Below are 14,569 nucleotides of genomic sequence, written 5' to 3'. Positions count from 1 at the left end.
CGTTTATTCGGTTCAGAACGGGTAGCGAAAATCATGGATACGATGGGCTTGAAAGAAGGAGAAGTTATTCAACACAAATGGATGACCAAATCGATAGAAAAAGCGCAAAAAAGAGTAGAGGAGAACAACTTCGGTACCCGTAAGCGTCTTTTGGAATATGATGATGTAATGAATGCTCAGCGTGAAGTAGTTTACAAACGCCGTCGTCATGCTCTTCACGGAGATCGCCTTAAAGTGGATATCGCGGATATGATGTTTGATGTATGCGATAATCTTGTAGAGATCAATAAAGCGAATGCTGATTATAAAAATTTTGAGTTTGATATCATTCGTTTGTTAGGAATTGAAGTACCTTTTACAGAAGATGAATTCTCAAGAGGAACGGCAAATGAACTCGTAGATAAACTGTACGAATACGTGTATAAAAAGTATCAGCAAAAAATAGAATTCAGTTCTATGGAAGCTTTTAAAGTGATCAAAAATGTATATGAAAACAATTCAGGTCAATTTGAGCGTATCGTAGTTCCGTTTTCAGATGGTATCAAAAGCGTAAATGTAGTTACGAACTTAGAAAAAGCATATACTTCTGAAGGGAAAACCCTCATTAATGATTTTGAAAAGAACATTACGCTGTCTATTTTGGATGAAGCCTGGAAAAAGCATTTACGCAAAATGGATGAATTGAAACAATCTGTACAGTTAGCGGTTCACGAACAGAAAGATCCTTTATTGATTTATAAGTTTGAAGCCTTTAATTTGTTTAAAGCGACTATGGAGGCTATCAATAAAGATGTCATTTCATTCTTAATGAAAGGAGATCTGCCAATACAGGAAGAAAATAAACAAGCATAAATCTAAAAGCGATAGAATATTCTATCGCTTTTTTTATACTCATAAACAGAAGTTTCGTGTACGTTATTCAATAATATGTAATTATGGTTTCTTTAATGATGTATTTCAGAACGTATTCTGTTTGTTATTGGAACCTATAAAATGATTATTCAAATATTCGGATTAATAAATTGTATGAAAGATTGCGGTTAAAGATATAGTAATCTATTGATATAAAAAAAGCTCTTGAATTTTCAAGAGCTTTTTTATGTTAACGGATTTTAGTTGAATCATTTTCAACTTCGAGTTCCGGAACTACATATTTTTCAAATACCGGAGTGAGTATTTCTGTTTCCCATTCAGATGGTTTGTTGGTATCCAAAATTGATTTTTTGTAGATGGCTACCGGTTTGATGGTTTTGTTCTCTGTAAGTTTATATTTAGTGATAGCATTTCTGTTTTCCTGCCATGCTTTATCACTATGGGAGTAATCACCTCTCAATACTGTTTTAAAAGCAAAAAAGCTATCCGATTTTCCACTGATGATATCACTGCCTTCAGAAGTATGTATCTCTGTAGTAATCGGTAAGCAAACCGCATAATTTACATATCCTAAATTGACATTTATGTCTTCAAAAACAGTAAATGGAGCCCCATTTGCTACCAGGTTATTTTCTTTTACAAAAACCTGCATTGACTCCATAGATTGAAAAATTTTACTGCCCAGTTCATCAATGCGTGAACGCACATTTTGCTTGATGTAATATACCTGAGGAATTTCAATAATTCCTATGCTTTGAACATTATAGTCTGACAATTCTTTTACCAGATAATGATTGATATTATTCAGCCCTTTTTCATAGTTGCCACCCAATATTTTTTCAGCTCCACCAAAGAAAAATACTTTTACTTTTTCCAGAAAATTCATTTTGCCTTTTACTTTCCAGGTGATTTGAGTACCGGTTTCCGTTTTTTTCAGGTAAAAGGTAGAAGTTGTCATTTCTTTATTGATCATGGCAGTTTGCGATAAGCTGTCGTTAGGGTAGAACCCTGTATTTTTATAATAATTATGGTTCCATTTCAATCCGGAATTTTTGCCTTTAGAAATGGAATCATAAATAATATTGTTTTTATTTTCTAATTCTGGATTCCAGGTATTCCAGTTTTTATAATCACTGAGGTAATTGAAAATAGTAGATCGGTTCAGTTCAATCTCTCTTGATTTACTGAACTCATATGCTCCGTTGGATGTTGCTATAAATACGGTAAGAGAGATGATTCCGAGCACCAACAGCAGAATAACATATTTAAAAATTTTCATAAGTGTTTTTTTTAAAATTATCCAAATGTATAAAATTTATTCTTTCCATAAATACTTAATAAGATAGAGAAATCCTACAAATGCAAAAAAGGAAACCAGTATCCATATACTGCCTTTGTAATACATTCTGTGCATTTTCAAGTCTTTTCTATAAACATAAATCATTGCAATGGTAAAGACAATGATAAATAAAGCGGCAAATAGTAGCTGACCGTTTGAAAACATAATTTTATAAACCGTATTAAATGATTATTTTATTTTTTTTGCTTTAAGCTTTTTTGAGCTTTTCAGAATCTGTTTTGATAAATTGACCATCCAGATGAGCTGGTCAATAATGAGCTGGGATTCTTCTAATTTCTGTATTTTTTCATCAAATGGCAGTAATTCATTTTCAATTTCATTACGGCGCATCTGCTTTAATTTTGTGAAACTGATTTCTACTTCAGTGTTTTCGGTATCGTCCACATCGGAATCTGTATTTTCAGAGTCTGTTTTTTTATTTTCATAAATTGCCAGACTGTGATCCAGATTTTCGATGATATTGTTCATTACAATGTTAAAAGCTTCTGAAGCTTCTGTTGTAGGATGCCATTGAATATATGTTCCTATTCCGGCTGCTGCGGATATCAGTGTTTGGTTCAGTACTGTAAGTTCATACAATTCTGCTTTATTGCGCTGTTTTGACTTAGGCTCCTGTATCATGCGTTGAAAGGATGCCATCAGATTACCTACTTCTATATATGCATACTTACGCGCTATTTTGTAAGTAGTGGTAAGCTCACCTTTTGTATTATAGTATTGCTGAATTTCTTTGACATATTCTTTATTGGCTTCCAAAGACTTTTTCAAATGGGTTTTTATCTTTAAAAATTCCCATGATGGCCATAACAGATGCGTAGTGGCAAAAGCAAGAAAAGCACCTATAGCGGTATCAATAATTCTGTATTTGAGAAGATCAGCATAGTTAGGAGTCAGCATACCATATATAAACACTACATAAATGGTTACAAATGTTACTCCGATTTTATAGTCGGAGTAAGACAGCCAGTAACCCAATATCATAGTAAGTATGGTCAGACATACGAGTAAAGCTGTATTGTGTATAAAAAATAAAAAGCTAAAAGCGATCAACCCGCCGAGAATGGTACCAATAACCCTTTCTTTTGAACGTTGCTTGGTAAGACCATAACCGGGACGCATAATTACGACTACCGTCATCAATATCCAGTATTCCTTTTGTAAAGGCAATATTTGCCCTAAAATAAAGCCCAGCACAATAGTAATTGTAAGACGTAGGGAATGTCTGAAAATCATAGAATCAAAAGTGAGATTTTCAATCAATGTAGAAAATCGGTAATGCTGGGGAGTCAAAAACTTTTCCAGATCTTTATATTTCCCTCTGAGTTGATCTGCATTTACACGTCCTTTGAAAACGCGTTCAAGTCCTTTTATTTTTTCTAACTGTTTATTTGCGTATTGCATGACGTTAGAAAAAACAACCATTTCTTCCTGTGTATTCAACCAGTTTTTTTCTTTCTGAAAAGAATCTAAAGCTGTTTTAATTGCTTTTATTTCTGTAGTAAGAGATACAGGCGAATGATACTTTTTATTGGCTTTGATATGATAAGATAAGGAATGAAGGGTTAGGGCAAAGTTTTCTGCGAGTCGTTGATATGCTTTAACAATCTCCATACGATCCTTAAACATGTCTCTTATCAGAGCATGATCAAATGCATTGGAACTTGACAGTTCCATGATTTCCAAAAGAAGCGAGTGGGAAACAAGTAATTTGCGATTACTGCTTGAATTGCTTGTATTGGCTTTATTTCTTATCAGATATTCGCGAATGCTTTCATGCAGTTCATTTAATTTGATTTGAAGTGTAAGCTGATCCTGAATAATTTTATTTTTGTCAACTCCTTCACTCCATAATTGTGCTCTTAAGTCTAAATATTCCGCTGTTTTTTCAATACAATTCGCTACTTCAAGCGTTATATATCTGCTCGGTTTTATAAAATAAAAAATAAGAGAAATAAGCGTATATATAATACCACCACCTAATAAATACAAACAATTGATAAGTAATTCCTGACCTTGATAGTCATGTATAAATGCAAGGCTTATACATAAAAGACCTGTAAAAGAGAGCAGATTCGCACGATGACCATATACTGCTATCATACTGATAAAAAACAGGATAAAGATAAAAATAGGGTAAAAAAGCCAGGGAATATGGTAGGTAGAACCCAGCAAAAGGGTTATTGCAGCAATCATAAAACTACCTGAAGTCAGACCTACTATTTTATGTTTAAGACTACTGGGAATATCAACCGGAGCCGTCAACAATGCTCCCATAGCAAAGGTAAAGGCTATACTGAAAGTGTCTTCAGTGTGAAAAAAAAGAAAAGGTATGGAAGCGGCAAAAGTAGTTTTGACGGCATCATACAAATGGTTGTCTCCAATTTTCTTGATTATTTTTCTATACATAGCCTGAAAATATAACTACAAAGCTACTAATAATAGTGATTGGTTTATCTTATTTTAAAGACATATTTAAGATGGATTTTCTATGAGGCAATTCGCTGAAATTGTTTAATTTTGCAGCGTTATATCCTAACAAATTAAATTCAAAAGAATGATATTACCTATAGTGGGCTATGGAGACCCTGTTTTACGAAAAAAGGGAGAAGAGGTTAGCAAAGATTATCCTGATTTACAAAAATTAATTGAAAATATGAACGAAACTATGGAAAACTCCTATGGTGTAGGATTGGCTGCACCTCAGATAGGACTTCCAATTCGTTTGTTTGTTGTAGACTGTTCAGCTTTTAGTGATGATGAAGATCTGACAAAAGAAGAACAAGATTACCTAAGAGATTTTCAAAAGGTTTTCATCAATGCAAAAATCATAAAAGAAGAAGGAGAGGAATGGGCTTTTAATGAAGGTTGTTTAAGTATTCCGGGAGTAAGAGAAGATGTTTACAGAAAACCGGTTATTACCATTGAATACCACGATGAGAATTTCAATAAACATACAGATGTATTTGACGGATATGCAGCACGTGTTATTCAACATGAGTATGATCATATAGAAGGCATTCTGTTTACGGATAAAATATCATCATTAAAAAAGAAATTAAATGCCAAACGTTTGCAGAATATTATGGACGGAAAAGTAAATGCAGACTATAAAATGAAATTTATAAATAAAAGAGGACGATAATTTTTTGGATATTAGTTTCAAATTATGATATTTGTGTCCTTGAAAAAATAAGTAACAATGAGTGTAGAAAAAGTTTTATCAATTTCTGGAAAACCAGGATTATATGAGCTAAAAATCCAAACGAGATCTGGGTTTATTGCAGAATCTTTAGTAGACGGTAAAAAACTAACCGTAGGATTAAAAAGCAATGTAAGTTTATTATCAGAAATATCTATTTATACCCAAACCGGAGAGATCAAATTGTTTGAAGTTTTCGCTAACATAGCAAAAAAAGAAAACAAAGGAGAAGCTATATCTCATAAATCGGATAACAGTACATTAGAAAATTATTTTGCAGAAATAGTTCCGGATTATGATACTGAAAGAGTATATGCTTCTGATATTAAAAAAGTATTAAACTGGTATAACATTTTACATAAAGCAGGTTTTATTGAGCAATTTAATGCAGTTGTTGAAGAGCCTGTTGCAGAAGAGAAACCAAAAGCTAAAAAAACGGCTGAGCCAAAAGCTGAGGGAGAAGAAAAACCAAAAGCTAAAAAAGCTGCTCCGAAAACAAAAGCTGAAGGAGAAGAAAAGCCTAAAGCTAAGAAAGCTAAAAAAGAAGAATAGTTTCTATATAAATCCTGTCAATTGGCAGGATTTATTTTTTAGAACTCATATACTGCTCAAAATTTAATCTACTTATTTTTATCCCTTAAAAGATGTTTCATTAGATTTGAACAATTATAAGTACAAACAAGATCACTTTTTAACATGAATACAAGAGAATCACAACTATCCGCTTTCAATAGACTATTAGAGATTATGGATGATCTGAGAGAAAAATGTCCGTGGGACAAAAAACAGACATTTGAAACGTTGCGACATCTGACTATTGAAGAAACGTATGAACTTACAGATGCCATCTTTGATAGGGATTTGGAAGAAATTAAAAAAGAGCTCGGAGATGTATTGTTGCATATCGTATTTTATGCAAAATTAGGAAGTGAGGAAAATGCTTTTGATATAGCAGATGTATGTAATGCCATTAGTGACAAGTTGGTAATGAGGCATCCACACATCTATGCAGATGTACACGTAGATAATGAAGAAGATGTCAAAAAAAACTGGGAGAAATTAAAACTTAAAGAAGGCAACACATCGGTTTTAAGTGGCGTTCCTAAAAGCCTTCCGGCAATGATAAAAGCCATGCGAATACAGGAAAAAGCAAAAGGAGTAGGTTTTGATTGGGATAACGCTGATCAGGTATGGGATAAGGTAGAAGAGGAGATGAATGAATTTCAGGCTGAAGTTCAGAAAGATGATGTGCAAAAAATGGAAGAGGAATTTGGAGATGTGTTATTTTCTATGATTAATTACGCCCGTTTTAAAAACATCAATCCGGAAGATGCATTAGAAAAAACCAATAAAAAGTTCATTTATAGATTTCAATATTTGGAACAGGAAGTACAAAAAGACGGAAAACAACTGTCTGATCTCACACTGGAAGAAATGGATGTGTACTGGAACAGAGCAAAGATAGAAAAACAGAAAAAGTAAAAAATAGAGATAAAAAAAGAGTCCGATTATTACAATCGGACTTTTTTTTATAATATAACTATCATTTTTTAATGAAGTGAATTTATACTTTCATGATTTCAGCTTCTTTTACAGCTAAAATATCATCAATTCTTTTGATATAGGCATCTGTTAATTTTTGAATATCATCTTCTGCGCCTTTACAGATATCCTCAGAAGTACCTTCTTTTTCCTGTTTTTTAATATCGTTGTTGGCATCTTTTCGGGCATTTCTAACTCCTATTTTTGCATCTTCAGCTTCTCCTTTCGATTGTTTTACCAGATCACGTCGGCGCTCCTCTGTTAATGCAGGAATATTGATGATGATCATATCTCCGTTGTTCATCGGATTTAAACCAAGATTAGCAATCATAATGGCTTTTTCGATAGGCTGCAACATGTTTTTTTCCCAAGGTGTAACCGTTAATGTTCTCGGATCAGGAACATTGATGTTCGCTACTTGCGAAAGTGCAGTTTGTGAACCGTAATAATCAACAAATACACTGCCAAGCATTTGTGGTGAAGCCTTACCGGCTCTGATATTTAGCAAGGATTTTTCTAAATGAGCAATTGCTCCTTCCATTGCTTCTTTTGCTTCGTCTATGATGAAATTAATTTCTTCTGTCATGACTTTAGTTTTTTATTTTTGTTATTAGTATACTGTTGTTCCAATAGATTCTCCTTTACAAACTTTCAGAAGATTATCTTCTTTATTCATATCAAACACTACAATCGGAAGTTTGTTTTCATGGCTTAAAGTAAAAGCAGTGGTATCCATCACATTTAAATTTTTCTGTAAAACATCAGAAAAAGTAATGGTTTCAAATTTTACAGCTGAAGGATCTTTTTCCGGATCAGCAGTATAAACACCGTCTACTCTTGTACCTTTTAAAATCACATCTGCATTTATCTCTACCCCTCTCAATACTGCTGCTGTATCGGTTGTGAAATAGGGATTACCAGTACCGGCACCAAAAATTACAATTCTGTTTTTTTCAAGATGGCGTACTGCGCGTCTTTTGATGTAAGGCTCAGCAATAGCTTCAATTTTTAAAGCAGTTTGCAGTCTTGTTAAAAGACCAATATCTTCCAGAGCACCTTGCAGTGCCATTCCGTTGATTACTGTCGCAAGCATTCCCATATAATCTCCCTGTACGCGATCCATACCGTTGCTGGCTCCCGAAACACCTCTGAAAATATTTCCTCCTCCGATTACGATAGCTACTTCAACACCTAATTCATGCACTTTTTTTATCTCTGCAGCATATTCAGCCAAACGTTTTGGATCAATACCATATTGATTATCTCCCATTAAAGCTTCTCCGCTTAGTTTTAAAAGTATTCTTTTGTATTTCATCGAATCAGGATTTTTATGCAAATATAATCATATTATGATTGTATAAAATAGCTTATCTTATTTTATCCTTTAAATTTTTGTAGGTTTTCTTAGCTTCCTGATAGCCAATATTAAAAATCTCTTCCATTCTTTTTTTATTGGTTTCAAACGTATTGTACGCTGCCAGTGCCTGAGGTTCTATGTACCAGTCACAAAGTTCATTTGAAGCATTCGAATTATGCATTGTCATAATTTCGTAAGCGCGTATTGCTACAGATTTGATGCTGGTAAATTTTGAAACTTCTGTATCAACCATCGGACAAACATTAACTCCTATAATAAAGTCACATCGGCCCTGAATCGTATTTACAGGAAAATTGTTTAAAATACCACCATCACTATACAACTTTCCATTTACAATGACAGGAGAGAATACTCCGGGAAAAGCGCTCGATGCTAAAACGGCATCCGTAATCTTCGTTTGCTGGTTAAATATTTTTAATTTTCCTCTGCTAATGTCTGTGGCAGTAATAAAAAGATCCTTTTCTAATTCGCCTAAAGTCTTTTCTTCGAAAATTTCTTTCAGATAAGTTCCAAAGGAATTGGCATCCAGAAATCCAGCTTTTTTAAAAGTTATATGACTCCAGCTAAAAAAACTGACCGACTGAAAAAAAGCAAGAATCTGATCAGGATTTAAACCTTGTGCGTATAAACTACCCACAATCGATCCGGCACTCGTACCTGCGATTACCTGAGGATGAATTCCTACTTCATTTAGAAACTTTAGAACCCCAGCATGTGCTAATCCTTTGTGTCCGCCACCAGAAAGTACAATACCGAATTCTAATGTGTGTTTTTCCATATACTAATTTTTGAAATTTAAGATTTGGGTTTATCTTTGAATCTATAAAATTAATATAATGAAACAACTTTACGAACAAAGCATAACAAAATCTTATACATACAAAGCTTATAGAGATTTAGTTGATACCTTAATTACAGAAAGTAAATCAACGGGTGACACTCAATCAGATGAAATTCTTGCTTATAGTAAGTTAAACGCACAGCGGATGAATCGATTGGATAAGACAGTCGTTGTCACAGATGAAGTTAAGGAGAGCTTAAAAAATATTTCTAAAAAATACATTTGGTTAGTATTATCGGAAGGATGGTGTGGTGATGCAGCTCAAATATTACCTGTGATGAATAAAATGGCTGAAGTAACTCCATTCGTAGAACTTAAAATTGTATTGAGAGATGAAAATAAAGAACTGATGGATCATTATCTTACTAATGGAGGTCGGTCAATACCTAAAATGATAATTCTTGAAGCTGATACGATGGAAGAAGTTTCAAACTGGGGACCCAGACCATCAGGTGCAGTGGCTTTAGTAGAAGATTTAAAGAACAAATATGGCGGTATTAATGAAGAATTAAAAACAGCTCTTCAAAAGTGGTATAATGATGATAAAGGGGTTTCTATTCAGAAAGAGATTCTTGAATTACACCCATAAAAAAAGCAAATCATAGATTTGCTTTTTTGTTTATTTAATATTGTATACCAGTTTTATAGTAATAGTTGCTGTCTTATTTTTGGAAGAGGTATTAAAAGAGCCTCCCCATGAATAGTCTTCTGAAGAATTTTGAGCAATAATCTGAAAAATACCCATATCTGATTTTTTAAGATGCCCTAATTTAGCGCCTGCATTATCCGCAATCTGCTCTGCTCTGGATCTTGCGTCTTTTGTTGCTTCAGCAATCATCTTTAATTTAAGTTCCGATAATTTAGTGTAATAATATTCCGGTGGATTAGAATAAAGCTCAACACCCGAATTAATCAGCTCCGTAACCTCTCTGGATACATTTTCTACTTTTGTAATTTCTTTGCTTTCTACATTTACATTTTGAGTTAGTGTATATCCGGCAAATGTTTGTGAATGTACATTGTTATTTGAATCAAAAGTGGTGGTAAATTCTTTGTTAATATTTACAGAAGAAAAAATAATGTCACTCTCTTTGATTCCTTTTGATAATAAATAGGTTTTAATAGTGTTGCGGTCAGTATCTAAACCTGCATACGCTTCTTTTAAATCAAAACTTCTTTTTGAGAAAGAACTGTTCCATACAATTAAATCGGAAACAAAATCCTGAGAACCAAGACCTGTAACACTAATTGTGTCGTTGCTGTTATTTCTGTTTTTAAAAGCATTTGTCAGCATAAAAGCTCCTATTAATATAGAAGCAGCAATAATAAGGGTCACTGCATAATTTTTCATAAAGGCAATTTTTACTGTAAATATAAATAAGTATTTACGATTAAGAAAATTTCTCTCTAAAGTTCTGCAAATCTATATATGTGTTATTGCATTTGTGCTATTATAGATAATAAATTTGTGATAACTGAAAGTAATATTTTTACCTATGTGTTAAAAAAATATAATAGTTGTATATTTTAGTTGTTTTTTTTATGCTAAATGTTATTTTTGTTGCAACAACTTAATTGATTACTATGAATAAAATTACTTTAAAAGCATTTTTTATAGCATTAATGCTTTCTCCTTTATTAATGAGTGCTCAGGAGTATAGTGTCACTTTATTTAATAACATTGTTTTTTACGATGGATATGCTACACCTTCTACATTACCTACACCTGAAGGAATTGTAAGAATCGATAATTCAAGATATGCAAAAAAATTATCTGATCAGGAAATGGATGGGTTGCTTAAAACTTTTGAAGTTCAGGTGAAGATAGGCGCCTTATGTGATAATTATGACCGTATTGGAGGTGTTTTTGTTTCTTTGGTACCAAAAGGACAACCAGTGACATCTGCTGATAAGCAAACTATTGAAGTGGGGAGGTTCATCACACCTTTTATGAATAAAAATAAAATGCCTGACGAGGTACCGTATCAATTTGAGTTACATCATTTATTAGGTTTATTTAAAGACCAGGCTATAAGACAGGAGTATGATATATGGTTTGAATTGTATGTATTCGGAGTTCCTTATGCTGCTAATACACAAGTTGCAGGTTGTGCAGGTAGAAATGATGTTTTTGAAGGGACTTTAATTCTTAATTCTTCCAATACCGGATATGATCGCGGACAATTTTTTATCAAACCTTTAGCGAATAATATCAATTTTAATAATTATAATGCTACAGATGTACCGGGACAACAACTAGAATTATCAATTTTGAATTGGATAATCCTATAAGTGAAGGTGCACTTCATTTGATTACTTCCAATCACGGAGCAAATGCCGGAGGAGAAGAGTATGTAAGAAGACAGCATTATGTGTATTTTGATGATCAGGAAGTGTTGACCTATAAACCGGGTGGTAAAAGTTGTGAGCCGTACCGTTATTATAATACACAAGGAAATATGATTTATGGAACTTCACCAAAAACAGAAGCGCAATGGACTTCATGGAATAACTGGTGTCCGGGTGATGTAATTCCAAACAGAATTATTGATTTGGGAGATGTTGATGCGGGATCCCATACCTTTAAAATAAATGTTCCGGCAGCAGTTTTTACTGGTGGCGAAGGTAATTTTCCTTTATCGCTTTTCTTCTTCTCGCAAGACGTTGAAGGTACAGTTTCTATAGAAGACATAAAATATGTTGATTACAGTCTTTATCCAAATCCATCATCAGATTTTATAACGGTGAATGCTTCTGAAAAATTACGTGAGATTCTTTTGTATGATTTATCTGGAAAACAGGTTTTACAGAGTACTGCGAATACTTTAGATATCTCAATATTGGCATCGGGGATGTATGTAGCTAAGATAAAATTCGAAAATGGGGTTGAGACCACAGAAAAGATTGTCAAAAAATAATACAGACTTATTTTAATAACCAAAAACAGCATACTATATAGTGTGCTGTTTTTGGTTTGTATGGTTTATATTGTATAATAGTATTCTTTGCGGACACGTATATATAATAAGAGGTAAAAAAATAAAAGCTGCTTTAATCTGGAGTTTTGAAGCTAAAAAAGGGATGACTTCAGATTTATTTATTGAACTTTTGGATTTCAAAAAGTGGTTTTAAGCTTTTTTTGTTTGAAAAGAGTTGGGTTTAAAAAAGGGAATGCTGTTTTTTTTGAGGGTTTAAGTATTGTGAAAGAAAAAAAAGAGTGTTGTAAAAATAAGGTTACCAGCGTATTAAAATAAAGTTTAAAAAAGGTTTTAAAAAAATTAGGAAAGGATAAAAAAAGGGTAGTATATTTGCCCTCGCAATCCGCAAGAAGTTCTTTAAATATTAAGTAAGCCTTAAAAAAAATAACAAAAATAAATTTTGTTAGAAATAAAAAAAGGTTGTAGCTTTGCAACCCCAGTCAAGTAGATAGGGATTGAGAAAGTTCTTAGAAAAGCCGTCAAAATATTTTAAAAAAAACTTTAGAAAAAGTTTGGTGGAAATAAAAAGAGTTTCTATTTTTGCACTCGCTTACAAAAACAAGCGAATTTTTGTAATACTGACTTCAACATTATTTCCTTTTATTTCCATTTGCCCTTTTTGGTTCTGTTGTATTTTTTCTAAATAAAATTCATCAATATTAGCCATTAGCTTATACCCCTTCATTTCATCTACTTTTCCAATACTGGTTCCTGCGAGGTACGTTTGTCCTAAAATAGCTTCAAAGGAACTCAGCCTTCCTGAAACCGGTGCCAGAACCAAGAAATTTTTTTTGTTTTCCCTCAGTGTTTCCAGACTTTTCTGCATAATATTCAGTGCCTTGTTGATTTGTTCAAGTTGTAATTGATTGGAATGTTTTTCTCTGTTCAGACTTTCCTGTAAAAGCGTTTTTCGTTCCCTTTGATACCGATATTTCTCCTGAGTTTGTTCCCATTCATTTTTTGCCAGTATCTGTTTCTGAAAAAGGGTCTGGTTAAGTTGATATTCCAGTTGCGTCTGATTAAAATCGTGTTCCATAGCGATCAGATCTTTTGATAAAACGAGTTCCTGGTTACGTAATGAGAGCTTGGCAACATTCAAATTGTTCATTTGTTCGATAATTGCAGTTTCCTGTGATAAAAAATTGAATTCTGTATTGGGATTGTATAACGGGCCAGTGGCATTCCTTTTTCTACCATTGCTCCGTTTTCTGTAAAAAGTTCCTGTACCGATCCACCTTCTACGATATTGATAAGCATAGACTCTAATGGAACTGCCTGTGCCTGAAGAATCATGAAATCCTGAAATACATCATTTTTGACTTCCTTTATAAGAAGTTCTTTAGCAGATACATTTAATATTTTAGGTTTTGTTGCTAAATGGTATATTAAGAATCCAATACTTAAAAAAAATAAAATCAATAGTACAATGTATTGTTTTTTTCTATTTTTACGAGGTCGAATAGTGTCCATTATCAGTTATTTGTCTGATTAATAGATAGATATTTTCGTGCCGGAATTTTATAAAGCGGTAATTGACTGAAAGAGAAAGACAGTACAAAATCACCAGAATGAAAAACTGTCCGATATCGGACACTGATCGTACGATATCGGACAAACGCTCCTCCCTTATGAAAAAAATAAATGCTTCAGTTTTAGTAATTGATGATCAGGAAGAAGTACTGATTGCAGCCCGTTTGTTTTTAAAAAGGCATTTTAATGAAGTGACCACACTTTCTAATCCTGCCAATATTATAAAAACCATCAGCGAAAAAAATGTTGGTGTTGTATTATTAGATATGAATTTTCGTTACGGGTATGAGAATGGAAAGGAAGGTATTTACTGGATGAAAGAAATTGCACAGATTTTTCCTGATGTGAAAATAATTCTAATGACTTCTTATGCAGATGTGCATACGGCAGTAGAAGGTATAAAACTTGGGGCTGTTGATTATCTGTTAAAACCCTGGGAGAATGATAAGCTTCTGGAAATTATAAAACACGCTGTAAAACTGGTGAGAAAGCAATCAAAAGCAGCAACCATAACAGTCGATTATTTTACAGGACAGTCAGAAGCGATACTAAAAGCTTACAAAACGGCAGAGCGGATTGCAAAAACAGATGTTACAACATTGATTTTGGGAGAGAATGGAACGGGTAAGTTTGTTCTCGCAAAATATATTCACGATCAATCCATCCGACGCAACCAGCCTTTTGTACATGTTGATTTAGGATCTTTGAATGAAAATCTATTTGAAAGCGAATTATTTGGCTATGTAAAGGGAGCTTTTACAGATGCTCATCAGGATAGTATGGGGAGGTTTGAAAAGCAAACACCGGAACAATCTTTTAGATGAAATTGGTAATGTGCCGCTTCATCTTCAATCAAACTCTTACAGGT

The 14,569-nt window shown here is 33.3% G+C and carries 17 protein-coding genes and 1 pseudogene; 9 read left to right on the top strand and 9 right to left on the bottom strand.

The genetic code is table 11. The features are described 5' to 3' along the window. Positions 1-852: pseudogene (secA, locus tag QW060_RS22570) on the top strand (preprotein translocase subunit SecA); the annotation flags it as partial. Between the two features lie 250 nt (positions 853-1,102). Here the strand turns inward: secA and QW060_RS22565 are convergent. From QW060_RS22565 to QW060_RS22555, 3 genes are read right to left on the bottom strand one after another with little or no spacing between them, the layout of a single operon-like run. Beyond that, positions 1,103-2,152: an SRPBCC family protein gene (locus QW060_RS22565; RefSeq protein WP_290363599.1), complete on the bottom strand. Its 1,050-nt coding sequence runs from the start codon at positions 2,150-2,152 to the stop codon at positions 1,103-1,105. 36 nt (positions 2,153-2,188) lie between these two features. Then, positions 2,189-2,377 (bottom strand): hypothetical protein, encoded by a 189-nt coding sequence (locus QW060_RS22560; protein WP_290363598.1) that lies wholly within the window; start codon positions 2,375-2,377, stop codon positions 2,189-2,191. A gap of 24 nt (positions 2,378-2,401) precedes the next feature. Further along, complete coding sequence (locus QW060_RS22555; RefSeq protein ID WP_290363597.1) at positions 2,402-4,639, bottom strand: FUSC family protein; 2,238 nt, start codon at positions 4,637-4,639, stop codon at positions 2,402-2,404. 148 nt (positions 4,640-4,787) lie between these two features. Here QW060_RS22555 and def point away from each other — a divergent pair, with 148 nt between their 5' ends. From def to mazG, 3 genes are all read left to right on the top strand, one after another. Further along, complete coding sequence (gene def / locus QW060_RS22550; RefSeq protein ID WP_290363596.1) at positions 4,788-5,375, top strand: peptide deformylase; 588 nt, start codon at positions 4,788-4,790, stop codon at positions 5,373-5,375. 57 nt (positions 5,376-5,432) lie between these two features. Then, on the top strand, positions 5,433-5,984 hold the full coding sequence (locus QW060_RS22545; protein ID WP_290363595.1) for a DUF5606 family protein: 552 nt from the start codon (positions 5,433-5,435) through the stop codon (positions 5,982-5,984). Between the two features lie 144 nt (positions 5,985-6,128). Next, the gene (gene mazG, locus QW060_RS22540) at positions 6,129-6,914 is read left to right on the top strand and encodes a nucleoside triphosphate pyrophosphohydrolase (protein WP_290363594.1); all 786 of its coding nucleotides are present in this window, start codon (positions 6,129-6,131) and stop codon (positions 6,912-6,914) included. A gap of 82 nt (positions 6,915-6,996) precedes the next feature. On the opposite strand, the gene frr is transcribed toward mazG, so the two are convergent. Genes frr through QW060_RS22525 form a run of 3 tightly spaced genes read right to left on the bottom strand, consistent with a single transcriptional unit; the run spans position 6,997 to position 9,130 of the window. Beyond that, positions 6,997-7,560 carry a ribosome recycling factor gene (frr, locus tag QW060_RS22535; protein ID WP_290363593.1) on the bottom strand — a complete coding sequence of 188 codons (564 nt, stop codon included), beginning with the start codon at positions 7,558-7,560 and terminating at the stop codon, positions 6,997-6,999. Positions 7,561-7,584: 24 nt separating this feature from the next. Continuing rightward, positions 7,585-8,289, bottom strand: coding sequence for a UMP kinase (gene pyrH, locus QW060_RS22530; protein ID WP_290363592.1), 705 nt, complete (start codon positions 8,287-8,289; stop codon positions 7,585-7,587). A 52-nt stretch (positions 8,290-8,341) separates the two neighbouring features. After that, the gene (locus QW060_RS22525) at positions 8,342-9,130 is read right to left on the bottom strand and encodes a patatin-like phospholipase family protein (protein ID WP_290363591.1); all 789 of its coding nucleotides are present in this window, start codon (positions 9,128-9,130) and stop codon (positions 8,342-8,344) included. A gap of 58 nt (positions 9,131-9,188) precedes the next feature. Here QW060_RS22525 and QW060_RS22520 point away from each other — a divergent pair, with 58 nt between their 5' ends. Then, entirely contained in the window at positions 9,189-9,782 is a 594-nt protein-coding gene (locus tag QW060_RS22520) for a thioredoxin family protein (RefSeq protein ID WP_290363590.1), read from the top strand. 30 nt (positions 9,783-9,812) lie between these two features. Here QW060_RS22520 and QW060_RS22515 read toward each other — a convergent pair whose 3' ends face one another. Beyond that, positions 9,813-10,544 carry an SIMPL domain-containing protein gene (locus QW060_RS22515; protein WP_290363589.1) on the bottom strand — a complete coding sequence of 244 codons (732 nt, stop codon included), beginning with the start codon at positions 10,542-10,544 and terminating at the stop codon, positions 9,813-9,815. Positions 10,545-10,777: 233 nt separating this feature from the next. Here QW060_RS22515 and QW060_RS22510 point away from each other — a divergent pair, with 233 nt between their 5' ends. Genes QW060_RS22510 through QW060_RS22500 form a run of 3 tightly spaced genes read left to right on the top strand, consistent with a single transcriptional unit; the run spans position 10,778 to position 12,325 of the window. Then, the gene (locus QW060_RS22510; protein WP_290365197.1) at positions 10,778-11,485 is read left to right on the top strand and encodes a PNGase F N-terminal domain-containing protein; all 708 of its coding nucleotides are present in this window, start codon (positions 10,778-10,780) and stop codon (positions 11,483-11,485) included. After that, positions 11,470-12,111: a peptide-N-glycosidase F-related protein gene (locus QW060_RS22505; protein ID WP_290365196.1), complete on the top strand. Its 642-nt coding sequence runs from the start codon at positions 11,470-11,472 to the stop codon at positions 12,109-12,111. Before QW060_RS22510 ends, QW060_RS22505 begins: the two co-directional genes overlap by 16 nt. 40 nt (positions 12,112-12,151) lie before the next feature. Continuing rightward, the gene (locus QW060_RS22500) at positions 12,152-12,325 is read left to right on the top strand and encodes a hypothetical protein (protein ID WP_290363587.1); all 174 of its coding nucleotides are present in this window, start codon (positions 12,152-12,154) and stop codon (positions 12,323-12,325) included. 396 nt (positions 12,326-12,721) lie between these two features. Here the strand turns inward: QW060_RS22500 and QW060_RS22495 are convergent, their stop codons facing one another. Both QW060_RS22495 and QW060_RS22490 read right to left on the bottom strand, forming a co-directional pair. After that, positions 12,722-13,279, bottom strand: a complete 558-nt coding sequence (locus tag QW060_RS22495) for an HlyD family secretion protein (RefSeq protein ID WP_290365195.1) — start codon at positions 13,277-13,279, stop codon at positions 12,722-12,724. Then, positions 13,276-13,641 carry an HlyD family secretion protein gene (locus tag QW060_RS22490; protein ID WP_290365194.1) on the bottom strand — a complete coding sequence of 122 codons (366 nt, stop codon included), beginning with the start codon at positions 13,639-13,641 and terminating at the stop codon, positions 13,276-13,278. Before QW060_RS22490 ends, QW060_RS22495 begins: the two co-directional genes overlap by 4 nt. A gap of 98 nt (positions 13,642-13,739) precedes the next feature. Here QW060_RS22490 and QW060_RS22485 point away from each other — a divergent pair, with 98 nt between their 5' ends. Continuing rightward, positions 13,740-14,525: a sigma-54-dependent transcriptional regulator gene (locus QW060_RS22485; RefSeq protein ID WP_290365193.1), complete on the top strand. Its 786-nt coding sequence runs from the start codon at positions 13,740-13,742 to the stop codon at positions 14,523-14,525. Positions 14,526-14,569: the final 44 nt, after the last annotated feature.

Source organism: Paenimyroides ceti (assembly GCF_030409925.1).
This window is presented reverse-complemented; position numbering and strand designations above follow the sequence as displayed.